This is a genomic window from Compostimonas suwonensis, assembly GCF_002797855.1.
GTDB lineage: Bacteria > Actinomycetota > Actinomycetes > Actinomycetales > Microbacteriaceae > Compostimonas > Compostimonas suwonensis.
In genome coordinates this window covers 88,895-108,595 of the sequence record NZ_PGFB01000004.1, presented here as the reverse complement: position 1 = coordinate 108,595, position 19,701 = coordinate 88,895, and the positions used below count along the sequence as shown (strand labels likewise).

At 69.9% G+C, this 19,701-nt stretch carries 19 protein-coding genes; 12 read left to right on the top strand and 7 right to left on the bottom strand.

Annotated features, from left to right (window positions below; genetic code table 11):
- Positions 1-72: 72 nt before the first annotated feature.
- From CLV54_RS11640 to CLV54_RS11630, 3 genes are all read left to right on the top strand, one after another.
- Positions 73-408 carry a DUF4190 domain-containing protein gene (locus CLV54_RS11640; protein ID WP_245861657.1) on the top strand — a complete coding sequence of 112 codons (336 nt, stop codon included), beginning with the start codon at positions 73-75 and terminating at the stop codon, positions 406-408.
- Between the two features lie 228 nt (positions 409-636).
- The gene (locus CLV54_RS11635) at positions 637-2,103 is read left to right on the top strand and encodes an aspartate ammonia-lyase (protein WP_100345165.1); all 1,467 of its coding nucleotides are present in this window, start codon (positions 637-639) and stop codon (positions 2,101-2,103) included.
- 95 nt (positions 2,104-2,198) lie between these two features.
- Positions 2,199-2,384: a hypothetical protein gene (locus CLV54_RS11630; protein WP_170061988.1), complete on the top strand. Its 186-nt coding sequence runs from the start codon at positions 2,199-2,201 to the stop codon at positions 2,382-2,384.
- 16 nt (positions 2,385-2,400) lie between these two features.
- Here CLV54_RS11630 and CLV54_RS11625 read toward each other — a convergent pair whose 3' ends face one another.
- Together CLV54_RS11625 and CLV54_RS11620 are read right to left on the bottom strand one after the other, a co-directional pair.
- Entirely contained in the window at positions 2,401-3,420 is a 1,020-nt protein-coding gene (locus CLV54_RS11625; protein WP_211294529.1) for a YihY/virulence factor BrkB family protein, read from the bottom strand.
- A complete protein-coding gene (locus CLV54_RS11620) occupies positions 3,417-4,292 on the bottom strand; it encodes a fumarylacetoacetate hydrolase family protein (protein ID WP_245861656.1) in 876 nt (291 codons plus the stop codon). The genes CLV54_RS11625 and CLV54_RS11620 overlap by 4 nt, the downstream gene beginning before the upstream one ends.
- Before the next feature lie 195 nt (positions 4,293-4,487).
- On the opposite strand from CLV54_RS11620, the gene CLV54_RS11615 reads away from it, so the two are divergent.
- The 4 genes from CLV54_RS11615 (at position 4,488) to CLV54_RS11600 (ending at position 9,429) form a co-directional block, all read left to right on the top strand.
- Positions 4,488-5,792, top strand: a complete 1,305-nt coding sequence (locus CLV54_RS11615; RefSeq protein WP_100345163.1) for an enolase C-terminal domain-like protein — start codon at positions 4,488-4,490, stop codon at positions 5,790-5,792.
- Complete coding sequence (locus CLV54_RS11610; RefSeq protein WP_245861654.1) at positions 5,789-7,360, top strand: sugar ABC transporter ATP-binding protein; 1,572 nt, start codon at positions 5,789-5,791, stop codon at positions 7,358-7,360. Before CLV54_RS11615 ends, CLV54_RS11610 begins: the two co-directional genes overlap by 4 nt.
- Positions 7,357-8,358, top strand: a complete 1,002-nt coding sequence (locus CLV54_RS11605; protein WP_100345162.1) for an ABC transporter permease — start codon at positions 7,357-7,359, stop codon at positions 8,356-8,358. The genes CLV54_RS11610 and CLV54_RS11605 overlap by 4 nt, the downstream gene beginning before the upstream one ends.
- A gap of 84 nt (positions 8,359-8,442) precedes the next feature.
- Positions 8,443-9,429, top strand: coding sequence for an ABC transporter substrate-binding protein (locus CLV54_RS11600; RefSeq protein ID WP_100345161.1), 987 nt, complete (start codon positions 8,443-8,445; stop codon positions 9,427-9,429).
- Positions 9,430-9,516: 87 nt separating this feature from the next.
- Here CLV54_RS11600 and CLV54_RS11595 read toward each other — a convergent pair whose 3' ends face one another.
- On the bottom strand, positions 9,517-10,188 hold the full coding sequence (locus tag CLV54_RS11595; protein ID WP_100345160.1) for a FadR/GntR family transcriptional regulator: 672 nt from the start codon (positions 10,186-10,188) through the stop codon (positions 9,517-9,519).
- A gap of 47 nt (positions 10,189-10,235) precedes the next feature.
- Between CLV54_RS11595 and CLV54_RS11590 the strand changes: the two genes are divergently transcribed.
- Positions 10,236-11,165 (top strand): alpha/beta fold hydrolase, encoded by a 930-nt coding sequence (locus CLV54_RS11590; RefSeq protein ID WP_100345159.1) that lies wholly within the window; start codon positions 10,236-10,238, stop codon positions 11,163-11,165.
- A 4-nt stretch (positions 11,166-11,169) separates the two neighbouring features.
- Here CLV54_RS11590 and CLV54_RS11585 read toward each other — a convergent pair whose 3' ends face one another.
- Complete coding sequence (locus CLV54_RS11585; RefSeq protein ID WP_100345158.1) at positions 11,170-11,928, bottom strand: glycosyltransferase family A protein; 759 nt, start codon at positions 11,926-11,928, stop codon at positions 11,170-11,172.
- A 91-nt stretch (positions 11,929-12,019) separates the two neighbouring features.
- Between CLV54_RS11585 and CLV54_RS11580 the strand changes: the two genes are divergently transcribed.
- A complete protein-coding gene (locus CLV54_RS11580) occupies positions 12,020-12,910 on the top strand; it encodes a ribokinase (RefSeq protein WP_100345157.1) in 891 nt (296 codons plus the stop codon).
- Here CLV54_RS11580 and CLV54_RS11575 read toward each other — a convergent pair.
- Positions 12,899-14,458, bottom strand: coding sequence for an Ada metal-binding domain-containing protein (locus tag CLV54_RS11575; RefSeq protein WP_100345156.1), 1,560 nt, complete (start codon positions 14,456-14,458; stop codon positions 12,899-12,901). The two genes, CLV54_RS11580 and CLV54_RS11575, sit on opposite strands and share 12 nt — an antisense overlap.
- Positions 14,459-14,578: 120 nt before the next feature.
- Here CLV54_RS11575 and CLV54_RS11570 point away from each other — a divergent pair, with 120 nt between their 5' ends.
- Positions 14,579-15,988, top strand: a complete 1,410-nt coding sequence (locus CLV54_RS11570) for an FAD-binding oxidoreductase (protein ID WP_100345155.1) — start codon at positions 14,579-14,581, stop codon at positions 15,986-15,988.
- A 107-nt stretch (positions 15,989-16,095) separates the two neighbouring features.
- Here the strand turns inward: CLV54_RS11570 and CLV54_RS11565 are convergent, their stop codons facing one another.
- A complete protein-coding gene (locus CLV54_RS11565) occupies positions 16,096-17,391 on the bottom strand; it encodes an MFS transporter (protein ID WP_100345154.1) in 1,296 nt (431 codons plus the stop codon).
- A 64-nt stretch (positions 17,392-17,455) separates the two neighbouring features.
- Here CLV54_RS11565 and CLV54_RS11560 point away from each other — a divergent pair, with 64 nt between their 5' ends.
- On the top strand, positions 17,456-17,923 hold the full coding sequence (locus CLV54_RS11560) for a winged helix-turn-helix transcriptional regulator (RefSeq protein WP_100345153.1): 468 nt from the start codon (positions 17,456-17,458) through the stop codon (positions 17,921-17,923).
- A 96-nt stretch (positions 17,924-18,019) separates the two neighbouring features.
- On the opposite strand, the gene CLV54_RS11555 is transcribed toward CLV54_RS11560, so the two are convergent.
- Positions 18,020-18,967 (bottom strand): FKBP-type peptidyl-prolyl cis-trans isomerase, encoded by a 948-nt coding sequence (locus CLV54_RS11555; RefSeq protein WP_245861652.1) that lies wholly within the window; start codon positions 18,965-18,967, stop codon positions 18,020-18,022.
- 329 nt (positions 18,968-19,296) lie between these two features.
- Here CLV54_RS11555 and CLV54_RS11550 point away from each other — a divergent pair, with 329 nt between their 5' ends.
- Positions 19,297-19,671, top strand: a complete 375-nt coding sequence (locus CLV54_RS11550) for an FKBP-type peptidyl-prolyl cis-trans isomerase (RefSeq protein ID WP_100345152.1) — start codon at positions 19,297-19,299, stop codon at positions 19,669-19,671.
- The last annotated feature ends 30 nt before the right edge of the window (positions 19,672-19,701 follow it).

Here is a 19,701-nt window from a genome sequence, read left to right as displayed (position 1 = left end):
GATGGCCGCGGCGTCCGTCGTTCGCTTGACTGGAGGCACACAATCGACGATCACCTCTAGGGAGACCCGGCCATGACGACAGTGACCGACACCGCGAACACCACTCCGACTCCGGGACAGGCCCAGCAGCCCGCGAGCCCCTACGGCGCCCGCTCGGCCGACGACAAGACGCTGAGCGTCTCGAGCTTCGTGCTCGGCCTCGTCTCGATCGTCATGGGGTGGACCTTCATCGCGCCGATCGCGGGCCTCGTGGTCGGCATCCTCGCCCTCAAGCGCGAGCCGGGCGGGCGCACCTTCGCGACCTGGGGCATCGTGCTCAACGCCGTGATGCTCGCGGGCTTCCTGGTCTTCGGACTCGTCGCCCTCGTGATCGGCGTGGCGCTGTTGCCCTTCGCCTTCCTCTTCTGAGACGCGGCAGCCTCTTCTCGGAGACGGCGGGAGTAAAATCGAAGTCGCCCGGGCCATAAGCCCGGGCGACAGCCCGTTCGCCACGAGCACGGTGCTGTCCAGAAGCTCGAGGCAACGGAGCCATACGTGAGCACACCCATGACCGCGCCCGTCACAACGACCGCGCCCGTCACAACGGCGAAGACCACCAGAGGGAACACCATACGAGGAGAGGACGACCGGGGAGAGATGCTCCGACAGGGAGTCTCGGATGAGACGACGGCGACCCGCACCGAGACGGACTCCCTCGGGAGCCTCGAGATCCCCGCAGACGCCTATTGGGGCATCCATACCGCGCGGGCCCTCGAGAACTTCCCGATCTCGAAGAGGCCCATCTCGGTCTACCCTGACCTCATCACGGGTCTCGCCCGCGTCAAGCAGGCGGCCGCCCGGGCGAACGCCGAGATCGGCGTGCTCAGCACGGCCAAAGCACAGCTCATCGACCGGGCCTGCCAGGAGATCGTCGACGGGGCGCTGCACGAGCAGTTCTGCGTGGGCGTCATCCAGGGAGGCGCGGGCACCTCGACCAACATGAACGCCAACGAGATCATCGCGAACCGCGCCCTCGAGCTGGCCGGGCACGCCAAGGGCGACTACGCCTTCATGAGCCCCATCGACGATGTCAACCGCTCGCAGAGCACCAACGACACCTACCCGACCTCGATCAAGATCGCGCTCGCGTACTCGCTCAAGCACCTGCTCTCCGAGCTCGACCTGCTGAGGCTCTCCTTCGCCGCGAAGGCCGAGGAGTTCCGCGCGGTTCTCAAGGTGGGCCGCACCCAGCTGCAGGACGCCGTGCCGATGACCCTGGGCCAGGAGTTCCACGGTTTCGCCACCACCCTCGGCGAAGACCACGCACGCCTCTCGGAGACGGTCTGGCTGCTCTCCGAGATCAACCTCGGGGCGACGGCGATCGGAACGGGAATCACGGCCGACCCGCGCTACGCCGAGGCGGTCTGCCGCCATCTGAGCGAGCTCACCGGCCTCACCCTCGAGACGGCGCCCGACCTCGTCGAGTCGACGAGCGACGCGGGTGCGTTCATGTCGTTCAGCGGCGCGCTCAAGCGCAGCGCCATCAAGCTCTCCAAGATCTGCAACGACCTGCGCCTGCTCTCCTCGGGCCCGCAGGCAGGCTTCGGCGAGATCAACCTGCCGCCGCGCCAGGCCGGCTCGAGCATCATGCCGGGCAAGGTCAATCCCGTGATCCCCGAGGTCGTCAACCAGGTGGCCTTCGCGGTCGCCGGCGCCGACATCACGGTCACGATGGCGGCGGAGGGCGGGCAGCTGCAGCTCAACGCCTTCGAGCCGGTCATCGCCCACTCGCTCCTGCAGAGCATCTCCTGGATGACGCAGGCCTGCTGGACGCTGCGGGTGAACTGCATCGACGGCATCACGGCGAACGAAGATCGTCTCGACACGATGGTCGGCTCGTCGGTCGGCGTCATCACCGCCCTCACGCCGTTCATCGGCTATTCGGCGGCCGCCGCGCTCGCCAAGACGGCGCTCCTCACGGGCGCGAACGTCGCCGACCTCGTCGTCGAGGCGAAGCTCATGACGCGCGAGGAGGTCACGAAGCAGCTCTCACCCGCGCGGCTCTCGGGGCTCGAGACGATCACGATGGCGATCCCGGTCATCGACGACGAGAGCCTGCGGTGAAGGTCACGATCCGGTAACACGCGTCATAGCCGGTGCCGAACCCCGTCTCTTCAAGTGAAGTCATCGGTCACGGGGTTGGGAGAGGCATGTTCGGGATGAATGCAGAGCAGTCGGCGAGCGGCGACGCGCTGTCGCGCGGGTGGTCGCGTCGCTCCACGGCGGAGTCGGAGACGCGGCTCGCGACACCCGAGGAGCGGGAGGCCCTGCGCCGCCTCACGGCGGACCCGAGCGCGCCGCTCGGCCGGCTCGACGCCATCCAGGTGTTCGCGACCTCGCGCTGACGCGTCGCGCGTCGGCTCAGCCGCGCTCGTCGAGATGCTTGGCGCGCTCGTGCCGCCGGGCCTCGGCCTCGAGGCGGATGCGCCTGCCCTCCGCCTCGTCGTCGGAACGCTGCCGGGCGAGCCAGAGGTTGCGCGTCGTGTCGCGCAGCTCGATCTGCACCCGGGTCTCGGACTCCGCACCGCCCACGAGCTGGAGCACGCGCACCGTCTCGGCGTCGACCTCGGCCCCGGCCACGAGGGCGAGATTGGTGATGAAGAGCCAGACCAGCAGCACGATGCCGCCGCCCAGCCAGCCGTAGACCCGCTCGTAGCCGCTCACGGTGACCACGTAGAGCGCGAAGCCCGTGGTCGCGACGGCCCAGACGCCGATGGCGATGAACGCCCCGTACGAGGCCCAGCGCTTGCGGGGCAGGCGGACGTTGGGCGTCGCCCAGTACAGGATCGTCACGAGCAGCACGGCGAGCACCAGCAGCAGCGGCCACTTGCCGATGTCCCAGACGGTCACCCAGCCCGGGCCTCCCGCACCCCACTGCTCGGCGAGGGCCTGCGCGAGGGCGGGGGTGACGAACACGATGATCGCCATGGCGCTGAAGGCCACGAGCACGACGACGGCGACGATCAGCATCAGACCGCGGAACTTCCAGATCCGCCGCCCCTCCTGCACCTCGTAGACGGCGTTCATAGCGCGGCCGAACGCCGTGGCGTAGCCGGAGACCGACCAGAGCGCCAGCAGGATCCCGAGGGTCAGCGCCCAGCCGGGGTTGCCGATCGTCAGCAGCTCGCGCAGGGGCTCGCGCAGGGCGTCGACCGTCGACTCCTGCACGACCGAGCCGAGGACGCTCAAGATGTCGTCGACGGTGCGGGTGCGGTCGTCGGTGAGCGCCACGGCGGAGACGACGGCGAGCGCGACGGGGAAGATCGTGAGGGCCGCGAAGAAGGAGAGCGCGGCGGCCGCGTCGAAGCCCCGGTGCCGCAGGAAACCGTGCCACGAACGTCGGACGACGTAGCCCCAGACCGCCGGACCGGGTCGTGTCACAGCACCCGGCAGTGGGTCGTGAGGTGCCCGATGCCGCCGATCGAGACGGTCACCGTCGAGCCGTCGCGCAGGAAGATCGGCGGTTTGCGCGAATAGCCGGCGCCGCCCGGGCTGCCCGTCGAGATGAGCGTTCCCGGCAGCAGGGTCGCGCCCCGGGAGAGGTAGGAGATGAGCTCGGCGACCGAGCGCACCATGTCTCCCGTGCTCGCGTCCTGCAGGATCTGGCCGTCGAGGTTGGTCGTGAGCCAGAGATCCTGCGGGTCGACGACCTCGTCGGCGGTCACGACGACGGGGCCGGTGGGGGTGAAGCCGTCGAACGACTTGCACCTCGACCACTGGGCCTCGGAGAACTGCAGATCGCGCGCCGTGATGTCGTTGACGACGGTGTAGCCGAACACGTAGTCGAGGGCGTCGCTCTCGGAGACATCCCTCGCCGGACGTCCGATGATTACGCCGAGCTCGGCCTCGTAGTCGACCTGGGTCGAGATCTCGTTCGTCCACGTCGTGGTCGCGTCGTGAGAGCTGAGCGAGCTCGTCCAGAGCGAGAAAACGGTCGCGGCCGACTCGGATCGCAGCTTCAACTCGGAGGCGTGCGCCGCGTAGTTGGCCCCGATCGCGATGATCTGCGGCGGCCGGAGCACGGCCGAGGCGTGGCGCAGCTCGTCGACGGGCGTCATCGACACGCCGTGGCTGAGAGCCTGGGCGACGAGCCCTCTGAGCCGTGCGGCTTCGCTGTCGTCGCGCTCCAGCAGGTCTTGGAGGTCCCTGGGAGCGTCATCCATGATCTCGTCGACGAAGAGGGCGCCGTCGCCCTCGACCACGGCGAGGCGGGCGGTGGACTGCCCGGGCAGCCGCAGATGCGCGAATCTCACCTACTCAGGCTACAGGCAGCGCGAGCGCCCGCCATGCGGCGTCCCGCCCCGTGGAACGACGGAGGCGGGACAAGGCTGCGCGACACGTCCGCGAGCGCCCCGGGAGAAAATCCAATTGTCGTTGACCTCGACATATTGACAGGCGATACGTCGGATGTTTATGCTCGTCAACAGCAATCCAATGGAGGATCATCCGTGAGCAGAATCATCGCCCTGGCAACGAGCGACGTCCGCTTCCCCACGTCGCTCGAACTCGACGGCTCCGACGCGATGAACCCCGACCCCGACTATTCCGCCGCGTACCTGCGCATCCTCACCGACAGCGACGACGGCCTCGAAGGGCACGGCTTCGTGTTCACGATCGGCCGGGGCAACGACGTCGAGGTCGGGGCCATCGAAGCGCTCTCCGATCACCTCGTCGGCCGCGACGTCGAAGAGACCCTCGCCGACATGGGCGCGACCTGGCGCGATCTCGTCTACGACTCCCAGCTGCGTTGGCTCGGCCCCGAGAAGGGCGTTATGCACATGGCCATCGGCGCGGCCGTCAACGCGCTCTGGGATCTCAAGGCCAAGCGCGCCGGCCTGCCGCTCTGGCAGCTGCTCGCCCGCCTGAGCCCGCAGCAGATCGTCGACCTCGTCGACTTCCGCTACCTCAGCGACGCCATGACGCCGGCCGAGGCGCTCGAGATCCTCGAGCGCGCGGCGCGGGGCCGTGCCGAGCGCGAGCAGGAGCTGCTCGCCGTCGGCTACCCCGGCTACACGACGAGCCCCGGCTGGCTCGGCTACGACGACGAGAAGCTCGCGCGACTGTGCCGGGAGGCCATCGCCGACGGCTTCGACCAGATCAAGCTCAAGGTCGGCGCCGACCTCGACGACGACATCCGACGGATGCGCATCGCCCGCGAGGTCTGCGGCCCCGGCTTCCGCATCGCCGTCGACGCCAACCAGCGCTGGGACGTCGACGTGGCGATCGAGTGGATGTCGGCGCTCGCCCCCTACGACGTCGCCTGGATCGAGGAGCCCACGAGCCCCGACGACATCCTCGCCCACGCCGCGATCGCCCGCGGGATCGCGCCCATCCCCGTCGCGACCGGCGAGCACGTGGCCAACCGCGTGGTCTTCAAGCAGTTCCTGCAGGCGCGGGGGCTCAGCATCCTGCAGATCGACGCGACGCGTGTCGCCGGGGTCAACGAGAACGTCGCCATCCTGCTGCTCGCCGCCAAGTTCGGCGTTCCCGTGTGCCCGCACGCGGGCGGCGTGGGCCTGTGCGAGGCCGTGCAGCACCTGTCGATGTTCGATTTCGTGGCGGTCTCGGGCACGATGGACGGACGCATGATCGAGTACGTCGACCACCTGCACGAGCACTTCGTCGATCCGGTCGACGTGCACTCGGGACGCTACTGGCCGCCGCTCACCCCGGGCGCGAGCACCCAGATGCTCGACGAGTCGATCGCGGAGTTCACCTACTCGGCCCAGGAGCGAAGGAGTGTGGCACTGTGACCGACACTGCGACGAACGCCGCGAACGCGGCGAACGCCCTGAGGGGGGATGCCGGTCGGCCGCCCCTCCTCCTGGTCGACGGCGCGAGCAAGAGCTTCCCGGGCGTCAAGGCGCTCTCCGAGGTGCACCTCGAGCTGCGGCACGGCGAGGTGCTCGCCCTCGTCGGCGAGAACGGCGCGGGCAAGTCGACGCTCATGAAGCTCCTCTCGGGCATCTACACGCCCGACGCGGGGGAGTTCTTCGTCAACGGGCAGAAGCTCGACATCCAGGGCCCCAAGCACGCCCAGGAGCTCGGGATCAGCATCATCCACCAGGAGTTCAACCTCATGTCCGACCTCACGGTCGCGCAGAACATCTACATCGGGCGCGAACCGCGCACCGGAGGCTTCTTCCTGAGCGAGCGCGAGCTGAACCGGCGCACCGCGGCGCTCTTCGATCGGCTGGGGCTCGCCCTCGACCCGCGCGAGCCCGTCGCCGAGCTCACCGTGGCCCGCCAGCAGATGGTCGAGATCGCCAAGGCCCTCTCCTACAACGCCAAAGTGCTCATCATGGACGAGCCGACGGCGGCCCTCAACGACGCCGAGGTCGCGACCCTCTTCGACCTCATCCGGCGCTTCACGACGCCGGAGACGGGCGTCATCTACATCTCGCACCGCATGGACGAGCTCAAGCAGATCTCCGACCGCATCACGGTGCTGCGCGACGGGCGCTACATCGACACCGTCGAGACCGCCCCGACGCCCGTCTCCGAGGTCATCGCCCTCATGGTGGGGCGCGAGATCGTCGGCGAGACCCGCCCGGCGCCCGTCGAGACGGCCCCCGAGGTCGTGCTGGGAGTGTCGGGCCTCAGCACCAAGCGGCTGCTGAAAGACGTGAGCTTCGAGGTGCACAAGGGCGAGATCCTCGGCTTCGCCGGGCTCATGGGAGCGGGGCGCACCGAGGTCGCCCGGGCGATCGTGGGCGCAGACCCCAAGGATGCCGGCACCATCACGCTGCACGGCCGCGAGGTGTCGATCGGCAACCCCGCCGACGCCGCCAAGCACCGCATCGGCTACCTCTCCGAAGACCGCAAGAAGCTCGGCGTGCTGCTCGAGCGCGATGTGCAGGAGAACGTCGTGCTGAGCTCGCTCGCCGACTACGTGACCGGCGGCTTCGTCAAGTCGAAGGCGATCGAGGCCACAGCGAAGGACTACGTGTCGCGGCTGTCGATCAAGACCCCCTCTGTGCGGCAGCTCGTGCGCAACCTCTCGGGCGGCAACCAGCAGAAGGTCGTCATCGCCAAGTGGCTCGCGAAAGACTGCGAGGTGCTCATCTTCGACGAGCCGACCCGCGGCATCGACGTCGGGGCGAAAGACGAGATCTACGCGCTGCTCAACGCACTCGCGGCACAGGGGAAGGCGATCATCATGATCTCCTCAGAGCTTCCCGAAGTGCTGCGGATGTCGCATCGCATCGCCGTCATGTGCGAAGGGCGGCTCACCGCGATCCTCTCCAACGAGGAGGCGACGCAGGAAAACATCATGGAATTCGCCACACAGTTCAGTGCGGAAGGAACGGTAGCCCAATGACCACCACCCAGACCAGGCCGACGGCGGCTCCGGAGAAGCCCTCGATAGCGGGGCGGATGCGCGGGCGACTGCAGCAGTTCCTCGCCTTCGCGAGCCTCATCATCATCTTCCTGTTCTTCTGCTTCGCGAACGACCGGTTCCTGACCTGGTCGAACTTCACCGGCATCCTGCTGGCGGCGACCGTGACGGGACTGCTCGCCCTGGGCACGACCTTCGTCATCATCACGGGAGGCATCGACCTCTCGATCGGCACGGGCATGACCCTGTCGGCCGTGATGACGGGCGTGTTCCTCACCTACTGGGGGCTGCCGCTCTGGGTCGGCGTGATCGGCGGCATCCTCGTCGGCGCGCTCATCGGGGCGATCAACGGCTTCAACGTGGCGATACTCGGCATCCCGCCGTTCATCGCGACACTCGCCATGATGCTCGTCGCCGCCGGGCTCTCGCTCGTGATCTCGGGCACCGCGCCCATCTACTTCAAGGGCACTCCGGGGTTCGGCGAGATCGCGACGGGCTCGATCATCCCGGGCATACGGTTCCCCAACGGCGTGCTGATACTCATCGTCATGGCCATCGTCGCGGCCGTGCTACTCGGCAAGACCATCCTCGGCCGCTACACCTTCTCGATCGGCAGCAACGAGGAGGCGACGGCGCTCTCGGGCGTCAACGTCAAGAAGTGGAAGATCATCATCTACACGGTCGCGGGGGTCTTCACGGGCCTCGCGGGCGTCGTGCTCGCCTCGCGCCTGAGCTCGGCCCAGCCGGCGCTCGGCATGGGCTACGAGCTCGAGGCGATCGCCGCGGTGGTCATCGGTGGAACCTCGCTGCAGGGCGGCAAGGGCTCCATCATCGGCACCGTGATCGGCGCGCTCATCATGGCCGTGCTCACGAACGGGCTGCGCATCATGTCCATTCCGCAGGAGTGGCAGAGCGTGGCCGTCGGCTGCGTCATCCTTCTCGCGGTCTACCTCGACATCCTCCGTCGAAGGGAGTCCTGACGACGGCCGCCCACTAAGAGCTCTCCACTCGCACCACAGCACCCCGAACACCAGACAGATCCAGCAAACGAAGGAGTTTGAACAATGCGCAAGAGTCTCATCGGTGCCGCAGTCGGCATCACCGTCCTCGCGGCGGCCCTCACCGGATGTTCGAGCAGCGGCTCGACCGACGGCGGCAGCGACGACGCGGCGAGCGGCGACAAGCCGTACATCGCCCTCGTGTCCAAAGGCTTCCAGCACCAGTTCTGGCAGGCCGTCAAGGCCGGCGCCGAGCAGGCCGCCGAAGAGTTCGACGTCGACATCACCTTCGAAGGCCCCGACACCGAGGCCGACGTCGACCAGCAGATCCAGCAGCTGCAGACGGCCCTCGACAAGGAGCCCGACGCGATCGGCCTCGCGGCCCTCGACAGCCAGGCCGTCGACCCGCTGCTGCAGCAGGCGCAGGATGCCGGCATCCCCGTCATCGCCTTCGACTCCGGTGTCGACAGCGACATCCCCGTGACCACCGCGACGACCGACAACCTCGCAGCCGCGGGCGAAGCGGCCAAGCAGATGGCCGAGCTCATCGGCAACGAGGGCAAGATCGCGATGGTCGTCCACGACCAGACGAGCATCACGGGCATCGAGCGTCGTGACGGCTTCGTCGACTGGATGGACGAGAACGCGCCGAACATCGAGATCGTCGACATCCAGTACGGTGGCGGCGACCAGCTCGAGTCGACCGACCTCGCGAAGGCGATCATCGCCGCCAACCCCGACCTCAAGGGCATCTACGGCTCGAACGAGGGATCGGCGATCGGTGTCGTCAACGCGGTGCAGGAGCTCGGCCTCGAGGGCAAGCTCACGGTCGTCGGCTTCGACTCCGGCCAGGCGCAGATCGACGCGATCACGAACGGCGTGATGGCCGGCGCCATCACCCAGAACCCGGTCGGCATCGGCTACGAGACGGTCAAGGCCGCCGTCGCCGCGATCAACGGCGAGAAGCTGCCGAAGGTCATCGACACGGGCTTCTTCTGGTACGACAAGTCGAACATCGACTCCGACGAGATCCAGGCCGTCATCTACGAGTAGTCTCTTCTCACCTTGCGCCTTAGCTTCCGGACAACGGCCCCACCGCATGCGGTAGGGCCCGCGTCCGGAAGCTAAGGCGCAAGTGGGTTAAAGTGCGGCGCGCAGCCACTGCTCGACGCCGCTGATGTGCACGGTCGTGAGCGCCTCGGCGAGCGTGGCATCACCGCGCTCGAGGGCGTCGACGATCGCGTGATGCTCCGAGAGGGTGCGCGCCACCGAGTTCTCCTCGGTGAGCCCGCGCCAGATCCGCGCACGCACGGTGTGGCTCGAGAGGCTGTCGATGAGGCTCGTGAGATACGAGTTGCCCGCGGCATCCACCATCGCGCGGTGGAACTCGAGGTCGTGCTCGACGAGGCCCTCGACCGTGCTCGACTCGTCGACCGTGAGCATCATCTCCCGCAGGCGGGCGATGTGCTCGGGGGTGGAGCGGCCGGCGGCGATGCCGACGGCGGTGGGCTCGAGGATGCGCCGGACCGCGAGGATCTCGAGCACGGAGTCGTCGTCGTGCAGATCGACGACGAACGACATGGCCTCGAGCAGCAGCTGCGGCTCGAGGCTCGTGACGTAGGTGCCGTCGCCGCGGCGCACGTCGAGCACGCGGATGACCTCGAGCGCCTTGACGGCCTCGCGCATCGAGCTGCGGGAGAGGCCGAGATACTCGCTCAGCTCTTTCTCGGGCGGCAGACGGTCTCCCGGCTTGAGCTCCCCGGAGAGGATCATCCCCTTGATCTTGACGATCGCCTCGTCTGTGACGGCCATTCAGGAAGTCTAGTGGCGGAGGTCGTTATACATTGGGAGGCGTGTCCATGCGCGAGAAACGGCCCGTGGGGGTCGACGAGGTCGATGAGGCCGTGCTGCGCGATCGCGCGATCCCCGACATCGACTGGACGGTGCTTCCCGAAGGCTCCCTCAGCTCCCGGTTCGAGGCGCCGAGCGGCTCGCTCGCCGTCGTCTCGCTCGGCGATCCGAACGCGCCCCGGGTGGTGCTCGCGCCCGGGGTGACCGGCTCGAAGGAGGACTTCAGCCTGCTGTCGCCTCTGCTCGTGGAGGCCGGCTACTACGTGCAGTCCTTCGACATGGCCGGCCAGTACGAGTCGGCGGATGCCGGCCCGGCGCCGCGCTCCGGTCGCCACTACGACTACGAGCTCTTCGTCGACGACCTCCTGGCCTTCCTCGAGTCGGGTTCGACGCCCGCGCACGTGCTCGGCTACTCCTTCGCGGGAACGGTCGCGCAGCTCGCCATGCTGCGCAGGCCGGAGCTGTTCGCGTCGCTCGCCCTGCTCGGCACCCCGCCGCTCTCGGGCAAGGCCTTCCGCGGCGTGCGCACGATCGGCTCCCTCGCCTACGTCGTCGACGGGCGCACCGGGGCCGGCCTCATGATCTGGGGGGTCGTGACCAACAAGAACAGGGTGTCGCAGCGCCGTCTCGACTTCGTGCGGATGCGCTTCGGATTCACCCGCCGCACGAGCGTCGACGACATCATCGGCATGATGAACAACGCGCCCGAGCTGCGCGCGGCCGTCGCCGCCGTCGAGATCCCCAAGCTCGTCGCGACGGGCGATCACGACCTGTGGCCGGTCACCCTGCACTCGCGCTTCGCCCGCGACATCGGTGCGGAGCTCGCCGTCTACCGCACGGGGCACAGCCCCTGCGAGACGACCCCGCACCAGCTCGCGCGCGACCTGCTCGCCCTCTACCGGCGAGCCGAGGCGAGCGCGGGCGAGCCCGAGGCCTGAGAGGTCACGACCAGGCCGTCGCGTCGTCGCCGTTCTCGACGAGCGCCTTGCGCGCCTGACGTCGGCGCCACGGCGAATCCTGGGGCCAGTGCATGCGCAGGGTCAGGTAGGCCCAGTGCAGGCGCCGGCCGAAGCCGCGCCACGAGCTGAAGGGCCGGCCCGAGATGCCCACCCGCAGGGTCGGGTCGTAGAGCACGACGTCGCCGGGCTGCAGAGCGAAGCTCAGGTCGAGGTCGTCGTGCACGGCGCGCATGTCGCGGTGCACCGTGCCCCGCGCCTGCTCCCAGACCTCGCGGCGCATGGCGAAGTTGGAGCCGAAGATGGGGCTGTGGTCGAGCCAGATGCTCATCGACCAGAAGTAGCCGCCGATGTAGAGGTACTTGCCGAGGAACACCGCGATCGCGCTGCCGTCGTAGAAGTCGCCGGGGCCCGTGATGACCGCGGTGCCGGGATCGGCGGTAAACTCGGCCTCCAGATGCATCGTCCAATCGGCCGGGGGGATGGAGTCGGCGTCGAGTCGCGCGATGATGTCGCCGCGCGCCGCGTCGTAACCGCGGGATGCCGCCGGCCAGATGCCCTGGACGGGCTCGCTCAGCAGGGTGGCGCCGGCTGCGCGCGCGACCGCAGCCGTGTCATCCGTGCTGGCGTTGTCGACGACGATGACCTCATCGGCCTCACGGATCTGCTCGCTCAAGGCGCGAAGGCACCGTCTCAGCATTTCCGCGTCGTTGTACGCGGGAATGACCACCGAAATCGTCGTCATAGCTCCCTCACCGCGATCCTACGCTTTCGACGGGGTTTCCCGGGCGCGCCGCGGGGCGAATGGGGCCGATCGCGCGTGCGAGACTGGCGGCATGACGACAATCGCGGTTCTGGGCAGCGCCAACATGGATCTCGTCGTGCGGCAGCAGAGGCTTCCGCGCCCGGGGGAGACCATCTTCGGCGACGCCTTCACGACCGTTCCCGGCGGCAAGGGGCTCAACCAGGCGGTGGCCGCGGCTCGGCTGGGGGCCGAGGTGGTGTTCCTCGGCGCGGTCGGCGACGACGACTACGGCCGGCGCATCCGCTCGCTGCTCGAGGCGGAGGGCATCGACACCGCGGGGCTCGCGACGGCGCAGGCGCCGACCGGAACCGCGCACGTGCAGGTGACCGCGTCGGGCGAGAACTCGATCGTCGTCGTGCGGGGCGCCAATGCGACGATCACGACGCTCGACGCGGCGCAGGAGGCGGCTATCCGTTCCGCGACGGTGCTCGTGATGCAGTTCGAGCTGCCCCTCGGGCTCGTCGACGAGGCCGCGCGGATCGCGCAGGATGCCGGTGTGCTCACGGTTCTCACGCCCGCACCCGTGCTCGCCCCGCCGCAGGGGCTGCTCGAACGGGTGGGCATCGTCGTGCCCAACGAGATCGAGGCCATGGCGCTCACGGGGGCCTCCGGGCCCGAACGGGCGGCGGAGCTGCTGAGCGGCCTCGCGGAGTGGGCCATCGTGACCCTGGGAGCCGAGGGGTCGATCATCGCGCATCGTGGCGAGGTGCTCGGTCACGCGCCCGCGCGGCCGGTTCGCGCCGTCGACACGACGGCGGCGGGGGACACCTTCGTCGGCGGCCTCATCGCCCGGCTCGGGGCCGGCGACGACGTGGTCGAGGCCGTGCGCTGGGGCACCGCCGCGGCATCCGTCACGGTCACGCGCGAGGGTGCGACCTCGTCGATGCCCCGGCTGGCCGAGGTCGCCCCGCTACTGGGCTGAGGGCGCTGAGGGTGCCGCAGCGCGCCACAGGTGCATGCCGGCGTAGCTGCGCCAGGGTGCCCAGTCGAGCCCGCGGCCCTCGAGCTCCCGCGGTGCCGACGGAAGACCGAGCCTCTCCGCGCCCTGGCGCAGGGCCAGATCGCTCGTGAGCAGGATGTCGGGCGCGCCGAGCACCCGCAGGGCTATGTAGCCGGCGGTCCACGGGCCGATGCCGGGCACGGCGAGCAGGCGCTCGGTGAGGTGCTCGCGCGAGTCGCCCACGCCGACCTCCAGCTCGCCGTTCGCGAGCGCGGCGGCGACGGCGACGATCGTCTGCGTGCGTCGCGCGGGGCCGCGCAGCACCTCCGTGCCGCCCTCGGCGATCTGCGCCGGGGTGGGGAAGAGCCGCCAGGTGCTGCCTCCGCGCTCGACGACATCGCCGAGCGCGAGCGTGAGCCGGGTGAGGGCTGTACGGGCCGACGCGACCGAGACCTGCTGGCCGATGAGGGCGCGGAACAGCGTCTCGTGGGGGTCGAGGCTTCCGGGCACGCGGATGCCGGGCACCGCCGCGACGCTCGCAGCGAGCGCCTCGTCGCGGGCGAGCACCCCGTCGATCGCGACGGCGTCGGCGTCGAGGTCGAGCAGGCGGCGCACGCGCGCGACGAAGGGCGCGACATCCGCGATGCTGCCGAGTGTGGCGTCGCACAGCACGAGAGGCGCGGATGAGGTGCCGCCGAGGCTCAGGGAGATGACCGCCGGACCACCGGGCAGCCTCACGATCCGCGAGTAGCCGTTTTCCCCGATGCGCTCGGTGCCGTCGATACGCTCGGTGCCACCGATGCGCTCGGTGCCGTCGACGGCCCGGGCGGCGAAGAAGCGGAACAGCCCGGCCCCGTCGAAGGGGGCGCGGGCGGGCAGGCGCAGGCTGAGTGCGACGGTTCCGTCGCCGTGCTCCTCCGCGCTCGAGCCCGGGGTCTTCGCCGTCGCCCGCAGAGCGGTGGGGGTGCGCTCGTAGACCTCGCGGATCGTGTCGTTGAACTGGCGCACGCTCGCGAAACCGGCGGCGAAGGCGACGTCGGCGACGGGCAGGTCGGTGGCCGTGAGCAGGATGCGCGCGGTCTGCGCGCGGTGGGCCCGCGAGAGGGCGAGGGGCCCGGCGCCGAGCTCGGAGACGAGGATGCGGCCGAGGTGCCGGGGTGTGTAGCCGAGCCGGCCTGCGAGTCCCGGGACGCCCTCGCGCTCGACGACGCCGTCGGTGATGAGCCGCATGGCGCGGGCGGCGAGGTCGTCGCGCACGTTCCACTCGGGGGAGCCGGGCACCGCGTCGGGCAGGCAGCGCTTGCAGGCGCGCAGCCCGGCCTCGTGGGCGGCTGCGGCCGTGAGGTAGAAGGTGACGTTCTGCGGCTTCGGGGTCGTCGCCGGGCAGCTGGGCCGGCAGTAGATGCCCGTCGAGTGCACGCCCGTGATGAACTGCCCGTCGAAACGTGCGTCTCGCGACGACATGGCGCGGTAGCGCTCGGCGAACACGGGGTCGGAGTCGGTCGGGAGGATGGTGACAGCGGAGGCCATGTCACCGAGCCTGTCACGAGCCCCTGACAATTTCTAGCGGAAATCGGACACGAGGCGCCGGGTTCCCGGTGCGCCGGGAATGCACGCCCGCCGGCAGGCACGCCCGCCTAGCATGGGGGCATGGATCCGAACATCGTGGCCGAGCTGCGCGCTGCGCTCGGCGACGCCGTCATCGTCGACCCTGCCCGCCTGCAGGCGATTCGCACCGATCGCTCGGGCTGGTGGTCGTCGTCCGCGCCGCTCGTGCTCGTGGAGGCGCGCGGCGTCGCCGAGGTGCAGGCCGTTATGCGCATCGCCACGCGTCATCGGGTGGGCGTGATCCCGCGCGGCGCGGGAACGGGACTCGCCGGGGGCGCCGCGGGGCGGGACGGCGCGATCGTGCTGAGCGTCGCATCCATGAACCGCATCCTCGAGCTCTCGCCCGACGACGAGCTCGCGGTCGTCGAACCGGGCGTGCTCAACGACGAGCTCTCGACGGCGGCGCGCGAGCACGGCCTCTTCTTCGCCCCGGACCCGGCGAGCAAGGCGATCTCGTCGATCGGCGGCAACATCGCCACGAACGCCGGCGGTCTGCTGTGCGCCAAGTACGGCGTCACCCGCGAGGCCGTTCTCGGGCTCACGGTCGTGCTGCCCGACGGCGAGCTGCTGCGCACGGGTCACCGCACGGTCAAGGGTGTCACGGGGTACGACCTCACCGCCCTGCTCGTGGGCTCGGAGGGCACCCTCGGCGTGGTCGTCGAGGCGACCGTGCGGCTTCTGCCGATCGCCCCCGGCGGCACGGCGACCGTCGCCGCCTTCTTCGAGGATGTCGCGGCCGCCGCCCGCGCCGCCGCCGCGATCACCGCGTCACGGCTGCGGCCCGCCGTCATGGAGATCATCGACGCCTCGGCGCTCGCCGCCATCCGCGCCTACCTGGGCCCCGCGGCCTTCGAGGGCCTTCCCCTGCCGTCGCCCGGCCAGGCCTTCCTGCTCGTGCAGAGCGACGGACGGGATGCCCGGCTCGCCGCCGAGGCGATCGCGGAGGTCGTGCGCGCCGAGGGGGTCGAGCCCCAGATCTCGCTCGACGAGCGCACGGGGGAGCGGCTGCTCGCCGTGCGCCGGGCCTTCCACGCCGCCCTCGCGGCACGCGGCGAGGTGCTCATCGAGGACGTGTGCGTGCCGCGTTCGCGGATGCGCGAGATGTTCGAGGCGATCGACGGCATCGCGCGCCGCTACGGCGTCGAGATCCCGACCGTCGCCCACGCGGGCGACGGCAACCTGCATCCCAACTTCGTCATCCCGGGCGTGCCCGTGGGCGCCGCGCTCGAGCCGGGTTTCGCCGTGCCCGATGCCATCTGGTCCGCGGCCGACGAGCTCTTCCACGCGGCGCTCGCCCTCGGCGGCACCCTCACCGGGGAGCACGGCGTCGGCGTGCTCAAGAACCGCTGGCTCGGCGAGGAGCTCGGCACGACGAGCCTCGAGCTGCAGCGTCGCCTCAAAGCCGTGTTCGATCCGCTCGGAATCATGAACCCCGGAGCGGTCTTCCGCTGAGACGATGTGGCTCATCGCCCAGTGGCGCGGCAGTGCCGGCGACTCGCCTGGGCGATGAGCTCTGCTTACAGAGTGCCCCGTTCGGGGCCGAGGCGCAAGGGACGACGCTAGGAGCTGCCCACGCCGAGGGCCACCCGCGCGAGCTCTGCGCGACGGCTCGAGACGAGGTCGATCGCCGCGACGGCCCCGGCGCCGAGGCACAGCACGGCCAGCGCGGGGGCGACGATGTCGATGGAGGCCTGGAGCCCGAGGGCCGTCGCGAAGGCCCCGGCCGCGATGGCCGCGATCGCCTGCACGAGGTACGAGAAGAGGTAGAGCGCCGAGAGGATGGCGCCGCGGTGCTCCGCGGGCGCGGCGCGGTTGATGAGCCCGACGCCGCCCATGAACGACAGCGAGTAGCCGACGCCTCCGACGACGCACCACAGCAGATACAGCCAGAGCAGGCCGAAGGCGGCGCTGGCCTCCATGACCACGAGCCCGAGGATGCCGACCACCGCCCCCGAGATGACCGCCACGTGCGCGTGCATACGTTGGAAGAGGAGCGCCGTGACGCCGATCATGAACGACGACACCGCGAGCAGGATGCCGACGAGCAGCAGATCGGTCGTGCCCGTGAACTCCCGGGCCATCTGGGCGCCGAGCGAGAGCACGATCGCGCCGACCGCGTAGGCCGCCGACACCGAGAGGGTCGCGGCGACGAAGGACCGGCGGATGCCGCGGGGCACCCGGATCGCCTGCGGTCTCCACCGGGGCCGCGCGCCGCCTGCCGCGCCCGCGCCGTCGCTCCCCGCGCCCGGGGCGTCGTTCGGCATCAGGAACAGCGAGACGGCGACGACGACGCTCAGGCCGAGCAGCACGACGTAGCTGAGGCTCAGCGGCAGCGGAGCGTGCTGGGCGAGCGCTCCCGTGACGAGCAGGGCCAGCGTGAGGCCCGCCGCCGTCGACGCCGTGGTGAACGAGCTCGCGATGCGCGGATTGGAGCTCGTGTTGTTCTCGACGAGGGCCGCGCTGCCCGCGCCGAGCGCGAATCCGACTCCCGCTCCCTGCAGGATGCGGCCGAGGTAGAGCCAGACGACGCCGGGGGCGAGGGCGAAGACGATCGCGCTCGCGACGATGAGCGCGACGCCCAGGAGCATGGCGCGCCGCCGGCCGATCGTGTCGGAGACGCCGCCGAAGAAGAGCAGCACGAGCAGGAGGGCGACCGGGTAGGTGCCGAAGATCGTGGTGATGACGACGGGGCTCAGCCCCCAGGCCGCCGAGTAGTCGGGGTAGAGCACCGAGGGGGCTGCGCTCGCCCACAGGCAGAGGGCCAGGACGGCCGCCGCGGTCCAGAAGCTCCCGCGCCGCCCGAGGCGCCGCGCGGATGTCGTGCCGGGTGCCGTCGTGCCGGGTGCTGGTGTCATGCCGCAACGCTAGCATTCTGAGTTGGAATTTCCAATTGAGACTCGGGATGTCTATCCTGTGGGTATGGCCACACGGAAACCGAGACCGGAACCACGGTGTTCGATCCACCGCAGCATCGATCTGCTGGGCGAGCGCTGGACGCTGCTCATCGTGCGCAACGCCTTCCGCGGCCAGACCCGCTTCTCCGAGTTCCGCGACGCGCTCGGCGTGCCCTCCGACATCCTGAGCGCACGGCTCGCGACCCTCACCGAGGCGGGGGTGCTCGAACGTCGCGCCTACCGCGACGAGGGCTCGCGCGAGCGGTTCAGCTACCACCTGACCGAGTCGGGGCGCGAGCTCAAACTCGTGCTCGTCGCGCTGCAGACCTGGGGAGACGCGAACCGGCAGGGTGCGGCCGGACCGGCCTCGCTCACCCGCAAGGCGGGAACCGACACCCCGGTCACGCTCGCTCTCGTCGACCCGGAGGGCGCCCGGCTCGGACTCGACGAGGTCGACATCGTGCCGGGGCCGGGCGCGACGACCAGCTGGTAAGGCCTGACAGCGCTGAGAACGACAGCGCCGAGAACGACGCCGCCCCGCACACCGTGACGGTGTGCGGGGCGGCGTGTCTCGTCGAGAGTGCGGCGCCTACGCGGTCGCGAGGATGTCGATCACGAAGACGAGGGTGTCCGTGCCGCTGATGCCGGCGTCGGGCTGGCCGGCGTCGCCGTAGCCGAGCGCCGGGGGGATGGAGACGAGGATCTGCGATCCGACCGTCTGCCCGACGAGCGCCTGGCCGAAGCCCTGCACCACACCGGAGGTCTGGAACTGCACGGGGCCGCTCTTGCCCCAGCTCTGGTCGAAGATCGTTCCCGAATCCCAGAGCAGGCCCTGGTACTGCACGGTCACGGTCGCGCCGTCGGCGACGGTGTCTCCGTCGCCCTTCTTGAGCACGGCGATCTTGAGGTCGGTCGGCGCCGGGGCGTCGGGGATCGTCACGGTCGGGGTTCCGTCATCCGCGAGCTCGACCGTCGGCATGCCGTCGACGGGCGGCTGGTCTTCGCCCCAGGCCTTCGAGGGGAGCACCGAGCGCACGTCGACGACGAAGACGATGTTGTCGTCGGCGCCCACACCGAGGTCGGGCGAGCCCTGATCCTGGAAGGCGTCTGCGGGGGGCACGACGGCGACGACTCGGTCGCCGACGTTCGAGCAGTTGACGGCCTTGACGATGCCGGGGAGGAAGTTGGCGTCGCCGACCGTGATCGGGATGGCGGCGTCGTCGTAGCCGTTGGCGGTGATCTCGGCGCCGGTCGTTCCGTTGAAGGCGGCGATGGCGACCTCGAGCTGCTGACCGGCCTCGACGGCGTCGCCGTCACCCTTCACGACGACCGTGCGCTCGGTGGCGTCGGCCTTGAGCGGTCCGTCGATCGTGATCGTGGGCTTGGTCGTGGTGTCTTCTGAGACCTTCACGCCGTCGGAGATCGAACCGGAGTCGGTGCAGTCGGCGGCCGCGGCGCTGCTCGCCGACGGTGAGGCGGACGGATCGGAGCTGCTGGCGCTGCAACCGGCCAGGCCGAGAACGGCCAAGGAGGCCACGGCAGCCACTGTCAGGAGGGGAAGTTTTCGCACGCTCAAGAATCTTTCGTCGGAGGGAGGGAGATCGGTAGTCTGCTGCACGCACCTGCGCTCAGCCTGTGCTCGCGCTGGCAAGTTCTCTCGACAACATACGCCATGCGTGTGGACGAGCGGTGTGCTATATGCCACCTTACAGAGTCCGGCTATGTTTTTCCGGACTGGCGGCGCTCTCCCAGGCTCTCCGTGGGTTCCCGTGACCTCGCCCCGGCATCTCACCTCGTATCCCGCCCCCGGTATCCCGCCCCGACGCGGGCTTTGACGTTCGGGCCGCGGGCGGCTTGGATGGTGGGATGACACACGACCCCAACACCAAGCCAGAGATCGACTTCCCCGAGGGCCCCGCCCCGGAGCTCCTCGTCATCGAAGACATCACCGTCGGCGACGGCGACGAGGCGTCCGCCACCTCGACCGTGCAGGTGCACTACCTCGGCGTCGAGTACGAGACGGGCGAGGAGTTCGACTCGTCCTGGAGCCGCAACCAGTCCATCAACTTCCCGCTCGGCAACCTCATCCGGGGGTGGCAGGAGGGCATCCCCGGCATGAAGGTCGGCGGACGCCGCAAGCTCACCGTGCCGCCGCAGCTCGCCTACGGGCCCGCCGGCGCCGGCCACCGTCTCTCGGGCCAGACCCTCGTCTTCGTCATCGACCTCCTCGGCGTGAGCTGAGCGCCGCCGCCCCTCGTTCCACCCGCCGCG